Origin of the sequence: Candidatus Pelagibacter sp. RS40 (assembly GCF_002101295.1) — a bacterium.
GTDB lineage: Bacteria > Pseudomonadota > Alphaproteobacteria > Pelagibacterales > Pelagibacteraceae > Pelagibacter.
The window spans coordinates 1,032,914-1,048,233 of the sequence record NZ_CP020778.1 but is presented as its reverse complement, the minus strand read 5'-3'; the positions used below and the strand labels follow the sequence as shown (position 1 = coordinate 1,048,233).

The window sequence follows — 15,320 nt, the reverse complement described above, 5'->3', positions numbered from 1 at the left end:
AATTTAGCTATTACTTTTTCTGCCTCCAAATACTGTTTGTATAATCTTAGACGGATTAATTGAGCCAACAATTTTATTATCTTGATCAATAACTGAAACTGATTTTTCTTGGGTAAGGATTTTTTCTGCAACATTTTCTATAATTTCATCCTTTAAAACTTTTAAATCAGAACTTTCAGAATTTGTTTTATCCATTACATCTTCAATGGTTAATACTTTTTCTCTAGGCACTTCCTCTGTAAATTTTTTTACGTATTCTGTGGCAGGATTTAAAACTATATTTGCAGGTGTATCTAATTGTTCAATAATTCCATCTTTCATAATTGCAATTCTATCTGCAAGCTTTAATGCTTCATCAAAATCATGAGTTATAAACATAATTGTTTTTTGGAGTTTTTCTTGAAGTCTTAGAAATTCGTCCTGCATTTCCTTTCTTATCAAGGGATCTAATGCTGAAAATGGTTCGTCTAAGAACCAAATATCTGGTTCAACTGCTAAAGATCTAGCAATACCTACTCTTTGTTGTTGTCCACCTGAAAGTTCTCTTGGAAAATAGTTTTCTCTTCCATCGAGTCCAACAAGTTTGACCATGTCCATTGCTTTACTAATACTGTCTTCAGTTTTAATTCCCTTAATTTGTAGAGGAAATGCAATATTCTCAACTACTGTTTTATGTGGCAGTAATGCAAAACTTTGAAATACCATTCCCATTTTATTTCTTCTAAGATTAATCAATTCTTTATTATTCAATTTAAGCAAATCTTGACCTTCGATAAAAATCTTTCCACCTGTTGCATCAGTCAATCTTGATATGCATCTGAGTAATGTCGATTTGCCAGATCCAGACAATCCCATTACAACAAGCATTTCTCCTTTAGAAACTTCAAAAGAAGCATCGTTAACGCCAACGATACATCCATTTTCTTGGAATGTTTTGGCGTCTACATTGCCATTTGCCTCCTGAAGCATTTTTTGGGCATTAGTACCAAAAATTTTATAAACATTTTCACATTTAATAACGGCTTCCGACATAATTAATTTAAATTATATGAAATTTAGACAAAGTTAAATCGATATAATTATCCATCTCCAAATTAAAAATTTTTAATGTAATAAACTCTTGTATCTATTCCTGTGCTTAAAAAGCTTAATGCCTCACCACTAACTGTGATGCTTTCGTCTACACCTACATTATTCCCACTTACCGTAAAACCTGCAAAACACTTGTTTTTCTCTGAGTCCCATTTAACAAATGTTTCATCTATTTTGTTTCCATTAATTGTATAAATTTCGTGTGCTCTAAAATTCAAAAAATTTGCACCCATGATTGCACGTTGTGGAATTAATTTTGTGGCTTTACATACAGCTTCATATAACTCATCAGATAATTTAAAATGATCTGTGCCGTCAAATGTTACCAAAATACCGGATGGTAATTTTGATATTAATGCACTCAGTTTTTTTTCTTTAGCTATTCTCTCTTCCTCTAATTTCATCTTTTTAACTAATTCATCACCTTGGCCAAAGATAGTATTTAAAATTGAAAATGAGATAATTATAATAATTGTAATAAAAATAAGACCAATTAATTGCCTTAAAGATTCTGGTAATGATCTAAATTTATTTAAGTAAGTATTCATTTAAATTATTCTTGGAGTTTGCCATTTTCCCAAATACCTGATTTTTGTTTTCCGTCAGACCAAGTAAATGTTCCTTCGCCATTCATAAATCCATTTTTCCACTCACCTTCATACGTTGAGCCATCAGGGAATGTTAAAACTCCTTGTCCACTCCACATACTATTTTTAAATTCACCTTTATAGATATATCCATTAGGCCAAGTCTCTGTTCCTTGACCCTGTTTTTTTGTTGCAACCCATTCTCCTTCATAAGTTGTTTTGTCTGTATAAATCCATTTACCAAAACCATTTTCACAATTTCCTTCTTTACACCCCGTACTTCGAGCAAAAACTGTGGAACTGATCAAATAACTTAAAAAAACGAAAATAAAATATTTTTTCATAATAATATTTTACACAAGATAAATTAAAAAAAAATCCCCCCCAACAAAGTTGGGGAGGATTTAAATTTTAGCTGTTACCCTTATTTAGTAAACGCTTGCCAAACACTCTTGTTATCAGCTAACCACTTTTTAGCTGCATCTTCGTGAGTCATTTTATCAACGTCAACTAAAGCTGCCATTGCTCCAATTTGACTTGTAGAGAATGACAATTTTTTGAAAGCTGCTGCTGCTTTTGGATGAGTTTTTGGAAAATCTTCATGTGCCGCTTTTTTCAAATAACCATCTGGCGATCCACATTTTCCATCTCCACCATCCTCAGGTCTGCAACCTGCTGTGTATGGAGGGAAATCAATAAATGTAAAACCAGCACCATCAGTAAAGTTTGGTGTCCAGTTGAAGATTATTGTTCCTCTTCCTTCTTTTTCAGCTGCTGATAATTCAGCCCATAGTGCATCTGCGCTTCCAGCAAATTTTACCCACCATAGATCTCCTAATCCAAGAGCATCAACTCTTTGAGGAATTAAGTCACCATGCCAAGTTTGTGGACCTTCTAACATTCTTCCTTTTCCATCTGGTGAATCAGGAGTTGTGAAGTTTTTTGCACAATCTGGATTTTTTAAAGCTGTCCAATCTGGTAATCCTGGGCATAAACCTTTTTCTACAACCCAGTTCGGATATCCCATATCCTCAAGCGTTCTAGCTTCATGGTCACCCATATCTATTAAACCACCTTTATCTAAAGCAGTTGTAAATGATTTACCAAATGCAGATTCCCAAACTTCGTGTGATATTGTTACATCACCAATTCTTATTGACTCGTATACTGCTTGTGAGTCTGCGTTAACGTATTTTACGTTGTTACCCATACTTTCAAAAATACCACCAATAACGTATGCCATAACAATTTGGCTTGACCAGTTATGTGTTGGGATTACGATGGGTTTTTTACTATCAGCTGCATTAGATATACCTGCAAAGCTTACTACAGAGATAACTACTGCTGACAGTAGAGATATTAATTTTCTCATTATTTCCCCTTTCTTAATATTAAGTACTTAAAGTATCCTTAAATTCAGTGTTATAGTCAATACGAGTTAATTATATTAAATATATATAAATTTTATGACTACTGTTATTATACTTTATAATTAATAATGCCGTGACAAATAGTTTATGCAAACAAGTTTAAACATAAAAGAACCTGGCTTAAATGTATTTCCACTTGGAGTTGAAAGATATGTAGTGAATGGTGGAGGACTAACTGGTGTTCAAATTCTTCCTGATGATGAAATTGAAATTATTAACGATGAAGGAAATCAAATTTGCGAAATTACAGTTTTTAACAAAGATGGAAAATCTGAGTTAGGAATTTTAAATTTAAAAGAAAGTAAAAATAGTTCTGAAATAAAAAAAATTTTATTTAACAAAAACGAAACTTCTTTACAGGCTCTCTATCAGTTAAAAAAAAGAAACCTAGATATAGAAAAATCTAAATCAGCAATTCTTTTTGATAAAGATACAGTTGCTAAAGAAACTATAAAATTAAAATCTAAAGACAAATGTTATTGCATAATTTCTGCACCAGGAAATGCGATGTTAGTACATGAACAAAACCCATCAACTGATTTAACTGTTTTAGTTAAAAGAGCTGAAAAAAAGCGAGATAAAGAATTCTCGGTAATTCCTGATCCTGTATATGATCCATCTGGAGAAATAGATATTAAAAGAACAACTGCTGATGCTTATCAAGTTAAAGAAGGAGATTATATACAAGTAATTACACCTACAGGAAGGCAGTGCTCAGATTTTGTAGCTTTTGATACTGCTAAATTAGATAAAGGACAAGAAAACGGTTTGGACTGGCAAACAACAAGAACTTTCATGGGTCATACTTTTCCTGGACCTGGTTTATTCTCAAAATTTTATGATGTTGACCATGAGCCTTTAATTGAAGTTATAAGAGATACAGTTGGTATTCATGATACTTTCAATTTAGCTTGTACATCTAAATACTATGAAGATGCTGGATATTTTGGGCACGCTAATTGTTCAGATAATCTTAATGAAAGTATGGAAAAATTTGGTGTTCAAAAAAAAAGAGGTTGGCATGCAATAAACTTATTTTTCAACACATCTGCAGGTGGTCAAAACTCTGTCTTGTCTGACGAGTCTTATGCAAGACCAGGTGACTATGTAATATTTAAAGCACTAAAAGATTTAACTTGCGGAACAACAGCTTGTCCTAGTGATATCGATAGCTGTAATGGTTGGAATCCAACTGATATTTTTGTTAGAACTTATGACAAAAAAAAAGAATTCACAAAATCATTTGGTTTTAGAATGAAAACAGACTCTGAAAATAAACTTACAAGAAATACTGGTTTTTATGAGAGAACTTCAAAGTTAACTAGAAACTATGTTGATGCAAGAGGCTTTTGGTTGCCAAATGATTACACAAAACATGGAGTAATAAACGAATACACTGCTTGTAGAGAAAAAGCAGTTGTTATTGATTTATCTTCTTTGAGAAAATTTGAAATCATCGGACCTGATGCAGAAGAGTTAATGAATTATACATTAACACGTAATGTAAAAAAATTGTCAGTTGGTCAAATTGTTTATTCTGCAATGTGTTATGAAAATGGAATGATGTTTGATGATGGAACCTTATTAAGATTAAGTGAAACAGGATTTAGATGGGTTTGTGGTGATGAGTATGCTGGAGAGTGGTTAAAAGAGCAAGCTAAGAAAAAAAATTACAAAGTAATAATTAAAAATTCTACAGATCAAATTAATAATATTTCATTGCAAGGACCAAACAGCAGAAAAATTTTGGAAAAATTTATTTTTACACCACCAACTCAACCAACTATTTCTGAACTTCAATGGTTCAGATTTACTATTTGTAGAGCAGATAATTTAAAAGGAATTCCATTAATTGTTTCAAGAACAGGTTACACTGGTGAACTTGGATTTGAGATTTGGTGTCATCCTGATCATGCACCAGAAGTTTGGGATAAAGTTATGGAAGCAGGTAAAGACGAAGGTTTAATTCCAGCAGGATTTGGTGCATTAGATTTACTTAGAATTGAAGCAGGTTTAATTTTATTTGGAAATGAATTTGATGGCCAGCAAGATCCTTTTGAGGCAGGAATAGGTTTTTCAGTACCGCTAAAAACGAAAACAGATGATTTTATTGGTAAAGAAAAATTAATTAATAGAAAAGAAAATCCTCAAAAAAAATTAGTTGGGCTTGAGCTAATTGGAAAAGAAAAAGCAAATCACGGTGACTGTGTTCATATTGGAAGAGCACAAGTAGGTATAGTAACAAGTGCTTGTTTATCTCCTACATTAAATAAAAACATTGCTTTATGTAGAATTGATGTTGGTCATTCTGAAATAGGAACAGATGTTGAGGTTGGTAAAATTGATGGTCACCAAAAAAGAATTCCGGCTAAAATAGTTGGATTTCCACACTTTGATCCACAAAAAACTAGAGTTAGATCCTAAATGTCAAAAGCTACAAAAGACTTATTAGAATTCTGGGAAGATCAATTAAAACTATCACACACTTCATCAAACTATTTTTTTAGAAAATCACCCTCTCATTATCATATGATGTTGCTAGTAATGACTGCTTATAAACTAAATCAAAACCTTTCTGTTGAGGAACTTAAGACAAAGTTATTTAAAACATCTAGACCTAAATCAGCACTTATAATTACAGAGGCATGTGAAAAAGGTTTTTTCTATCTTGAAAAAACATCGAAAGATCAAAGAAAGAAGCACATAAAACCAAGCCAATCTTTTGTAAGTGAATTCAACGATTATTTAAGAACCCTTAAAAATTTAAGCTTCTAAGCCCTTATTAGATAATACTTTGAAGTTGTATTACTTAATTTATTTATAAAAATTAGATATAAAAAAAATTATATATTTCCCCTATGCAAAAAATAGAGTTCTCTTATGTCATTACCGACAAAAGCAAAAGTAGTAATAATCGGTGGAGGTATCCACGGTTTAAGTACTGCTTGGAAATTATCAGAGACATATAAAAATCCAGGGGACGTTGTTGTTTTAGAAAAAAAAGATACAGCTGCAGGCGCGAGTGGTATTGCTTGTGGAGTTGTAAGAAACAACTATTTCCAACCTGCAATGAGAGAATTAATGGCCCATTCTGTTTCAGTTTGGGAAAGTGATCCAAAAGCATTTAAATATAATCCAGTTGGCTACATGCAGATTTCACCAGAAGTAATGCACGAAGATGTAAGAAGTATTTATGAGCAACAAAAAGCAATAGGATATGAATCAGTTTTTATTGAAGGTGAAAAAGATTGTATGAATTACATGAAGGGAATTTTTGATGATTGGCAAGCTCAAGGAATAACTTCTGTTCTTCATGAGAAAAAAGGTGGATACGCATTTAACAAAGATTCGATTAAAGCTTTAGAGAGCAAAGCTAACAACAATGGAGTTCATGTCCATAAAGGTGTTAAGGTAACAGGATTTAAAAGAGGAAGTAACAGTAATGCAGTTACAGGAGTTGTAACTGATCAAGGAACTATTGATTGTGATCAGGTTGTCGTTGGTGCAGGTCCATGGGTAAGAGACTTTTGGAACATGTTAGAGCTTCCAAAGACAACTGAGATTAAAGGTAAAGATGGAAAATCACATGAAGTTGAAATGTGGAAATATTGGTTTTTACAAGAAGGTGTGCTTGGAGTTGATGCAGATTACCTGAAAACTAATGAAGGTAAACAACCGCCTGTAATTCATGTTGATACAGATGCACCATTGCATTCGGATGCAACAGGTAAATTAATTACAGATGAACTATGGGGAATTTATTATAAACCTGATATCGAGGGTTTAGGTGTTCAAGGCGGAACTTCACCATACATTGTTCAAAAACATTTTGACCAAGTAAATGTTGATCCATATGGAATAGAATCTCCAGAATTTCAAACAACAGATAAGTTTGCAGATATGTGGACGTCAGCTCTTGCTCACATTCAAAAAAGATTTGTAGGGAAATCAAATTTATATAGAAAAGGACCATCAGGTGGTCTTGGATGTTTAACACCAGACAGTTTTCCGATCTTCGATAGATTTTTTGAAAACGTTTACATGATTGCAGATGCCAATCATGGTTATAAAATGATTGGGGTTGGACACTTGGTTGCTCAAGAAATTTTAGGACAAGAGAGTGATTTGTTAAAACCGTTTAGATTCAATCGATACGCGAAAGGTGAATTGCACCCCACTTCGAACAGTCCGTTTCCTTGGAGCTAACCGTTCTAAGTAGACAGACGTTTTTTTTTCAGTTACTTTTTTGAACTTAAAATTCTTAAAGGGGGACAATGACTGATCTAGAAAAACATGTAAATCAACCAGGTAGAGCAAAACTTGTAAAAAAAGTTAGAGAAAAAATTAACGAGTTGGGAATAACTTATATTTATTTTCAATTCATTTCTGTTACAGGAAGAGTTGTTGGTAAAGGTATACCAGCAGATCATTGGGAAAGAACTGCAGAAAAAGGTTTTCAATTAGTTTACGGTGCAACTGCAAACTTATTTTTAGATCGTCACAATAATTATATTGGTTATGGACCAGAGGCTATGGAGTTAGTTGGTATTCCTGACCCTGAAACTTTTGTTCAGTTGCCTTGGGACAAAAGAGTTGGAAGAGTTTTTTGTACATGTTTTAGAAATAGAGAAGAAAGAAAAAATCCAGGTGGTCATTTAACTTCTGACTGCAGAGGAAATTTAAGAATTTTCATGGATGAATTTAAGAAAAAGCATGGTCTAGAATTAAGAGTTGGAACAGAACCAGAAATGATGTGGTTAACAAAAAATCAAGATGGAACACCAACTGGAAAAGGTTTCTCAAAACCTTTCTGTTATCACATTGATCAATTTGAATCTTTAAGGCCAGTCTTTATGAAAGTAATTGAATATTCAAAAGCAATGGGTCTAGATATGATCCAAGGAGATCATGAAGATGCACCAGGACAATTAGAATTAAACTGGACATATGATAACGTTTTAAGAAATGCTGATAGACTTTCAACATACAGACAAATCTGTGCACAGGTTGCAAGAGAAAATGGATTGATAGCTTGCTTTATGACTAAACCATTTATGGGTGTGTCTGCAAGTGGATGTCATACCAATATGTCTTTATGGAAAGGTGGAAAAGTTTCAGTAAATAAACTTGGCCATAAAAAATTACCAGGTGTTGAAGAAGTTTTTAGTTATGTTTCAGGTGGAACAAATACTTTTATGCCTGATACTAAAGATATGCAGATGCCAGGTAAAATTGGTTTACAATCAATTGCTGGTATCATGAAACATTTACCTGCATTAACTGCTTTAGGGTCTTCAACCGTTAACTCATATAGAAGATTATGGGATCAAGGTTTCTGGGCGCCAGTTTATGCTGACTGGGGATATCAAAACAGAACTTGTGGTTTAAGAGTTTCTGCCCCGGGAAGATTTGAATACAGATCAGTAGATAGTATGCACAATCCATATTTATTAGGAGCTGCGTTACTAAAAGCTTGTGATGAAGGTATTTCTAAAAAAATGAAACCAGCTGCTCCAGAGTCTAGAAATATTTATGAAGCTCAAAAAGCTGGTAAGGATGTTAAAAAACTTCCATTAAGTTTAGGTGAAGCTTTAGAAAGATTAGCAGAAGATGATGTAATTAAATCTGCAATGCCAGATGAGATGTACAAAGTCTTCCACTGGTATAAAAATGATGAGTGGGAAAGATTCTTGGGTGCAACAACTCAATGGGATCTTGATACTTATTTAGATTGCTTACCATAATAAATTAAGAAAGGAAAAATATGTGCGGGATAGCTGGACTTATTCATAGAGGAAATACTTCTAAAGTTGGGTTTGAACTTCAAGGTATGCTTCAAGCTTTAAAACATAGAGGAGAAGACTCTACTGGATATGCGTTGTACGGTAAGACTGATGGTCAAAACTTTATAATGCGTTTTAAAGTCGGGGAAAATGTTGGTGAAGGAAGCACTTCTGTAATGGAAGATGTTTCTGTTTACGATGAAAGAAAAAAAATTGTAGATGGATATTTAAAAGATTTAGGAGCTACAATTGTAAAAGAAGAAAGAACTCTTCCCTACTCTTTAAGATATGAAATTCAATATGATAAAGATCTAATGGAATTTTCTCAAAAAATAGAGAGTGTTCCTGGTGTTGAGATTTTATCAATGGGTAAATCATTAGAGGTTATTAAAGATTTAGGTAACGCTGAAGCAGTATGTCAAAGATACAGCCTAGATAAAGTTGAAGGAACGCACGCTATCGGTCATGCTAGAATGGCAACAGAATCTGGTGTAGATATTAAATCTGCTCACCCTTTCTGGGGATACCCATTTAGCGATGTATCTGTTGTTCACAATGGTCAGCTAACTAACTATTGGAATAATAGAAGAGTTTTAGAAAATAAAGGTATGAGATTTATGTCAGAGTGTGACTCTGAATTAATCGCAGTTTACCTAGCTGAAAAAATGAGAAATGGTGCAACGCTAGAAGAAGGTATGAAAGAGTCATTAACAGGCTTAGATGGTGTTTTCACTTATTTTGTTGCAACAAAAGACTCTTTAGGAATGGCAAAAGATACAATGGCAGCTAAACCTTTAGTATTATACGAGTCAGATGATTTAGTGGCAATGGGTTCAGAAGAAATAGCGATCAGATCTATTCTTCCACAAGAAATAGATACGTATGATCCGTTTGATGGGATGGTAAAAGTATGGCAAATCTAAAAACTGGAGAAAAGAAAACAAAAGCCCAATCAATGGGTCTTCACACTGAGGTTCTTACAGGAAAAACACAACAAAAGTTTTTTAACCCAGATGAAGCAGAAAATTTCTACTACTTTGGAACTTATGATGTTGATTTTAATAAAAGAACAGAAATTGATGTCAAAGACATGGATTGTAGAGATGCAAATAAAAAAATAGATGATTTAATGAAAGAGGGCTATGGAACAATTGTTATCAAAAATCCTCAAGGTAAACACAGTCTAGGAGTAGGAATATTAAACAAATTAAATTTAATATTTGAAGGAAGTCTTGGATATTTTGGTGTTGGTTCAATGGATGGTCCAATTGTAAGAATTAATGGAAGAGTTGGATGGTCTTGCGCTGAAAATATGATGGCAGGAAAAGTTGTTATTGAGAAAAATGCTGGATCATGTTTTGGAGCTGCTATTAGAGGTGGAGATTTAATCTGTAAAGGTAGCGTTGGTGCAAGAACTGGAATTGACCAAAAAGGTGGTACTATAATAATTGGTGGTGATGCTGGTGCTTTTACTGGTTTTATGATGCAAAGAGGAAGAATTATTATCCTTGGAGATGTAGGTATTAACCTGGGCGACAGTATGTACGATGGGACAATTTTTGTAGGTGGAAAAATTGGTTCATTTGGTAGTGATGCTGTTGAGGCAGAGCTAACAGATTCAGATCAAGATTGGCTTAAAAGAAAATTAAAGGTTGCGGAGATCGGCGAAAACTTTGATGTTTCAAAAATGACCAAAGTTGTTGCAGGTAAAAAACTTTGGAACTACGACGCTCTTGAACCTACAGAGAAAAAAGGAGCAATTTAAATGGCAAAGAAAAAAAACGGTAACGGAAAATCTAACGGTCATTCAAATGGCAATGGTGTAGCGTCAAGAAATAAAAGTCTACTAGGTCATAATGCAATTTTTACCCCAGAGGTAATGGATGACATCCACATAAAAGCAGAACTAGGAAGATACAGAATGCGTGGAATGGCATTGATGAAAAAAATTCCGACATTTGACGATTTAGTATTTTTACCTGGAACATTAACAAGATTTGTAATTGAAGGTTACAGAGAAAAATGTGAAACAAAAACAATTATTGGACCAAGATGTGAAAATCCAATTGAATTAGATATACCTGTATATATTACAGGGATGAGTTTTGGTGCATTATCTTATGAAGCAAAAACTGCTTTAGCAAGAGGTGCTACAATGGCTGGAAGTGCTACTTGTTCAGGTGAAGGTGGAATGATTCCAGATGAAAGAAGATATTCTGAAAAATGGTTCTATCAATGTATTCAATCTAGATACGGATTTAACCCACATCACGCTCAACTTGCAGATGGAATTGAAGTTTTCATTGGACAAGGACAAAAAGTTGGAATGGGTGGTCACTTAATGGGTCAGAAAGTTACTGATCAAGTTGCAGAAATGAGATCATTGCCGGCTGGTATTGACCAAAGATCACCTGCAAGACACCCTGACTGGTTAGGTCCAGATGACCTTGCATTGAAAGTACAAGAGTTAAGAGAGTTAACGAAAAATAAAGTGCCAATTCAGTTAAAACTAGGTGCTGCTAAAGTTTACGATGATGTTCGTATGGCAGCAAAATGTGATCCAGACTCTATTTATTTAGATGGAATGGAAGGATCAACTGGAGCAGGCCCACACATCGCTGCAGCAAATACAGGTATTCCTGGTATTGCTGGTATTAGAGAAGCAAGAAGAGCTTTGGATGACGTAGGTAAAACTGGAAAAGTTACTTTAATTTATGCAGGTGGAGTAAGAGATGGTGCTGACATGGCAAAAGCTTTAGCATTAGGTGCTGATGCAATTGCAATTGGAACAGGTGCTATGGTTGCTCTTAACTGTAACAAAGAAATTCCAGAATCTAATTTTGAAAAAGAGATGGGAGTTCCAGCAGGACATTGTTATCACTGTCATACAGGTAGATGTCCAGTTGGTGTTGCTACTCAAGATCCAAAATTAAGAAAAAGATTAAACCCAGATGATGCTGCATTAAGAGTATATAATTATTTACATGCAATGACTTTAGAGGCACAACTTCTAGCAAGAGCATGTGGAAAAACAAATATCCACTCATTAGAGCCAGAAGATATGGCTGCATTAACAATGGAAGCATCTGCTTTAGCAAAAGTGCCTTTAGCAGGAACTAACCACACAGTAGGTGTTAAAGACTTCCATAAAATATAGGATCTTAGAATGGCTAAAAAGACAAAGAAAGAATCAAAGAAAAAGAACCAAGGGCAGTTAGGTAAAAAGAAAGAGACTGCAAGAGAAAAAATGATCGGTCAAACGATCGGTTATAGATATGACGTAAATCTTTTACCAGATTACTCAAGACTTACTCCATTTCTTAAAAAATATATAGAGGCGATGGGTTGGGATGATTTAAATTGGTTGGAAGACGTTCATATGGGTTACGAAGAAAACAGACCTGCTGTATTTGATAGAAATGCTAATGGTTGGGTAACAATCCCTAGCAAAATAAAACTTCCTAACAATCAACAAGACAGGGATATGATCGCAAGAGAACTGCTTGTGAAATTCCAAATGTCGCCGAATCATCCTTTAGTTGATTTAAAGAAAGCATATCTAAAGTTTTAATTTTCAATTCTTAGTTGATAAAATAATTATTAACTTATATTTTTTATAACTAAATTAAAATTGTCAGTCTCTCCAAAATTTCATAAAGTTAATTAATTATTAACAGGAGAGAGAAATATGACTGATCAATTAGGTGCTCTCACAACAATATTTACAGAGTTTTACTATTGGGTAACTGTGGTTCTTATGTTTTTGATCCACGTAGGATTTTGTATGTATGAGGTTGGAGCATCTCGATACAAACATCACCAACATACTCTTATGAAAAACACAATGCTTATACCTTTAGTTACAGTTACGTGGTTTTTCTTTGGTTGGTGGATATACTGGGCATTTCCAACAGGACCAGGATTGGCTCCTTCGATTATGACCGAAAGCACTGGTCTAGTTCTTGGAGGTGGATTTGGTGGAAATGATCTTGCTAACCCTACTAATGCATTGATGGCGGTAAATCTTAACGATCATATAATGGGTGTCTTTTGGGCAGCCTTTTTATTATTTTCATGGACTGCAGCCTCAATAGTTTCAGGGGCAGTTATTGAAAGAATAACAACTTTTGCATTTGGAATTCTTGCAATTGCAATAGGATCTGTTTTTTGGACAATAGATGCTTCATGGGGATGGCATTTTGATGGATGGATGTTGAAAATATTAGGATACCATGATGCATATGCTTCAGGTGTAATTCATGCAATTGCAGGAGGTTTTGCTTTAGGTGTTCTTGTTGTTTTAGGACCAAGAATTGGAAAATTTTCTTCAAGCGGAGAACCAAGAAATATTGGACCAAGAAACCCTTGGTTAGTAACTGTTGGATTATTTTTAATCTATACAGGTTTCTGGGGCTTTTACGCAGCTTGTAATGTTCCAATTTACGATCTTGGACCTGAGTATGGTATGGAAGGTGTAACTTTCTTTACTGCAACAAACATCTACTTAACTCCAACAACACTTAGTGGAATAACGATGAACTTTTTAATGTCGTTATCTGGAGGATTGTTGGCAGGATATGTAATATCAAAAGGAGATCCTTTTTGGACTTATTCATCAGGGCTTGCGGGTATAATCTGTGCATCTGCAGGTAATGATTTATATCATCCAATTCAATCAATGATAATCGGTATGATAGGTGTAGTTATAGCTTACAAAATGCATTACTGGGTCGAGAGAAAATATAAAATCGACGATGCAGTTGGAGCAGTAGCTGTACATGGTTATGCTGGGTTTGTTGGTCTTGTAATTTGTGGTTTTGTTTTAAACGGTTATCCTTCATCTGGTTATGGTGTAGGAGAAATGTGGGATGGAACTACCTATGCAGCGATTAATCCTTTAGGAATGTTTATTGGTGCAATAATTATGTTTTTTGTACTTGGTATGCTTCCAGGTTATATAATTGCTAAAGTTCTAAATGGAATGGGTAAATTAAGAATTCCAAAAGAAGTAGAGCTTGCAGGACTTGATTACACAATTATGGAGGAGGCTAAAGATGACGAAAAAGCTGTGGCCTCAGCCAGTAGATAAAGGAGGTATATAAATGGCAACAGTATCTAATTGGATAGATCATTTAAGTGCCTCTGAGGTACAAGGATCTGTTTATCCAGGTGTTGGCTCAGAAGGAGTGCTAGTTATTGTAGCAATCATCATTTGGGTCGGCTGGCATGTAATTTCATCTAAACAAGAAGATGGTAAGATGAATGAAATTGCTAGAAAAAGACCGGGTGCTAATGACTGGAAAAGCAATATAACAGACGGCTAAAACTTTAAAGAGGGCACATATAATTATGTGCCCTCTTTTTTAAAAAATGCAAAATCCCGAAAATAACAATCAACAAGAAAATAAAACTCCAAGTAAGATGGCAAGGTTAGCATGGCCTAAAGCCAAATATGGCGCAATCATCGCTGTTATTATTATTGTAGTAGTAAACTTATTATATTACAAAGACGCTTTATTAAATCTGTTAAAGTAAAATCACTTAAATTTATGTGTGGAATAGTTGGAATATATTTAAAAACAAAAAAGTACGAAAAGTCTTTAGGTAAATTTTTATCTGGAATGTTGGACAATATGGCAACAAGAGGTCCTGATAGTGCAGGGTTTGCAATTTACACAAAAGAAAATAAAAATAATTTTAAATATTCAATTTGTTTAAACAATTTTTCAGAGCAAGATTTTAAAAAAAAAATATCCAAATATTTTAAGAAAATAAAAATTATAAAATACTCTGACCATGTAATAATGGAAATGAAAGATGAACCTAATGAAGTAATAAAAGTAATTAATGAGAAAATTAAAGAAGTTGCAATCGTTGGATACGGTAAAAGTATTAATATTTTTAAGCAAACTGGCAATCCTAAAGATGTAGTTAAAAAGTTTAAATTATCATCCTTTTCTGGAACTCATGGTATCGGTCATACTAGAATGGCAACTGAAAGTGCTATCACAACTGAAGGGTCGCATCCCTATTCTACTGCTGAGGATGAATGTTTAGTTCACAATGGCTCATTATCTAATCATAATAATGTAAGAAGAGATTTAATTAAAAAAGGACAAGAATTTAAATCAGAAAATGATACTGAGGTTGCAGCTGGATATATTTCAAACAAAATTTCTGAAGGAAATAATTTAAAAAACACTTTAACAAGTAGTCTAAAAAACTTGGATGGTTTTTATACTTTTATTGCAGGTACTAAAGATGGTTTTGCCTTATTGAGAGATGAGATTGCATGTAAACCAGCAGTTGTTGCTGAAACAAAAGACTATGTTGCTGTTGCTTCAGAATTTCAAGCAATGGCTCATTTGCCAAATGTAAATTCTGCTAAGATTTTTGAACCAAAACCTGGTGTTGTCTATAACTGGTAA

General features: G+C 33.9%; 16 protein-coding genes. 12 read left to right on the top strand and 4 right to left on the bottom strand.

The annotated features are described in order from the left end of the window. Positions 1 to 3: 3 nt before the first annotated feature. The 4 genes from B8063_RS05395 to B8063_RS05380 form a co-directional block, all read right to left on the bottom strand. Positions 4 to 1,032: a quaternary amine ABC transporter ATP-binding protein gene (locus B8063_RS05395; RefSeq protein ID WP_075521150.1), complete on the bottom strand. Its 1,029-nt coding sequence runs from the start codon at positions 1,030 to 1,032 to the stop codon at positions 4 to 6. 62 nt (positions 1,033 to 1,094) lie between these two features. Further along, the gene (locus tag B8063_RS05390; RefSeq protein ID WP_085070226.1) at positions 1,095 to 1,640 is read right to left on the bottom strand and encodes a hypothetical protein; all 546 of its coding nucleotides are present in this window, start codon (positions 1,638 to 1,640) and stop codon (positions 1,095 to 1,097) included. A 5-nt stretch (positions 1,641 to 1,645) separates the two neighbouring features. Further along, positions 1,646 to 2,023, bottom strand: a complete 378-nt coding sequence (locus tag B8063_RS05385) for an MORN repeat-containing protein (protein ID WP_075521152.1) — start codon at positions 2,021 to 2,023, stop codon at positions 1,646 to 1,648. An 80-nt stretch (positions 2,024 to 2,103) separates the two neighbouring features. Continuing rightward, positions 2,104 to 3,051: an ABC transporter substrate-binding protein gene (locus B8063_RS05380; protein ID WP_075521153.1), complete on the bottom strand. Its 948-nt coding sequence runs from the start codon at positions 3,049 to 3,051 to the stop codon at positions 2,104 to 2,106. Between the two features lie 145 nt (positions 3,052 to 3,196). Between B8063_RS05380 and B8063_RS05375 the strand changes: the two genes are divergently transcribed. The 12 genes from B8063_RS05375 to B8063_RS05325 all read left to right on the top strand — a co-directional run bounded on the left by B8063_RS05375 (position 3,197) and on the right by B8063_RS05325 (position 15,320). Further along, positions 3,197 to 5,533 (top strand): aminomethyltransferase family protein, encoded by a 2,337-nt coding sequence (locus B8063_RS05375; RefSeq protein ID WP_085070224.1) that lies wholly within the window; start codon positions 3,197 to 3,199, stop codon positions 5,531 to 5,533. Then, positions 5,534 to 5,884: a hypothetical protein gene (locus tag B8063_RS05370; protein WP_085070222.1), complete on the top strand. Its 351-nt coding sequence runs from the start codon at positions 5,534 to 5,536 to the stop codon at positions 5,882 to 5,884. Between the two features lie 105 nt (positions 5,885 to 5,989). Further along, positions 5,990 to 7,315 carry an NAD(P)/FAD-dependent oxidoreductase gene (locus tag B8063_RS05365; RefSeq protein ID WP_075521156.1) on the top strand — a complete coding sequence of 442 codons (1,326 nt, stop codon included), beginning with the start codon at positions 5,990 to 5,992 and terminating at the stop codon, positions 7,313 to 7,315. 68 nt (positions 7,316 to 7,383) lie between these two features. Further along, positions 7,384 to 8,853 (top strand): glutamine synthetase family protein, encoded by a 1,470-nt coding sequence (locus tag B8063_RS05360; protein ID WP_085070220.1) that lies wholly within the window; start codon positions 7,384 to 7,386, stop codon positions 8,851 to 8,853. A 20-nt stretch (positions 8,854 to 8,873) separates the two neighbouring features. Next, positions 8,874 to 9,815: a class II glutamine amidotransferase gene (locus B8063_RS05355; RefSeq protein ID WP_075521158.1), complete on the top strand. Its 942-nt coding sequence runs from the start codon at positions 8,874 to 8,876 to the stop codon at positions 9,813 to 9,815. Further along, the gene (locus tag B8063_RS05350; RefSeq protein ID WP_075521159.1) at positions 9,803 to 10,657 is read left to right on the top strand and encodes a GXGXG motif-containing protein; all 855 of its coding nucleotides are present in this window, start codon (positions 9,803 to 9,805) and stop codon (positions 10,655 to 10,657) included. The genes B8063_RS05355 and B8063_RS05350 overlap by 13 nt, the downstream gene beginning before the upstream one ends. 114 nt (positions 10,658 to 10,771) lie before the next feature. After that, on the top strand, positions 10,772 to 12,049 hold the full coding sequence (locus B8063_RS05345) for an FMN-binding glutamate synthase family protein (RefSeq protein WP_102133176.1): 1,278 nt from the start codon (positions 10,772 to 10,774) through the stop codon (positions 12,047 to 12,049). A 9-nt stretch (positions 12,050 to 12,058) separates the two neighbouring features. Further along, positions 12,059 to 12,463, top strand: a complete 405-nt coding sequence (locus tag B8063_RS05340) for a hypothetical protein (protein WP_085070218.1) — start codon at positions 12,059 to 12,061, stop codon at positions 12,461 to 12,463. Between the two features lie 117 nt (positions 12,464 to 12,580). Beyond that, entirely contained in the window at positions 12,581 to 13,981 is a 1,401-nt protein-coding gene (locus tag B8063_RS05335) for an ammonium transporter (protein ID WP_075521162.1), read from the top strand. Positions 13,982 to 13,994: 13 nt separating this feature from the next. Next, positions 13,995 to 14,216, top strand: coding sequence for a hypothetical protein (locus B8063_RS05330; RefSeq protein ID WP_075521163.1), 222 nt, complete (start codon positions 13,995 to 13,997; stop codon positions 14,214 to 14,216). Positions 14,217 to 14,262: 46 nt separating this feature from the next. Then, a complete protein-coding gene (locus B8063_RS07225) occupies positions 14,263 to 14,427 on the top strand; it encodes a hypothetical protein (protein ID WP_179850295.1) in 165 nt (54 codons plus the stop codon). A 14-nt stretch (positions 14,428 to 14,441) separates the two neighbouring features. Next, entirely contained in the window at positions 14,442 to 15,320 is an 879-nt protein-coding gene (locus tag B8063_RS05325; protein ID WP_085070215.1) for a class II glutamine amidotransferase, read from the top strand.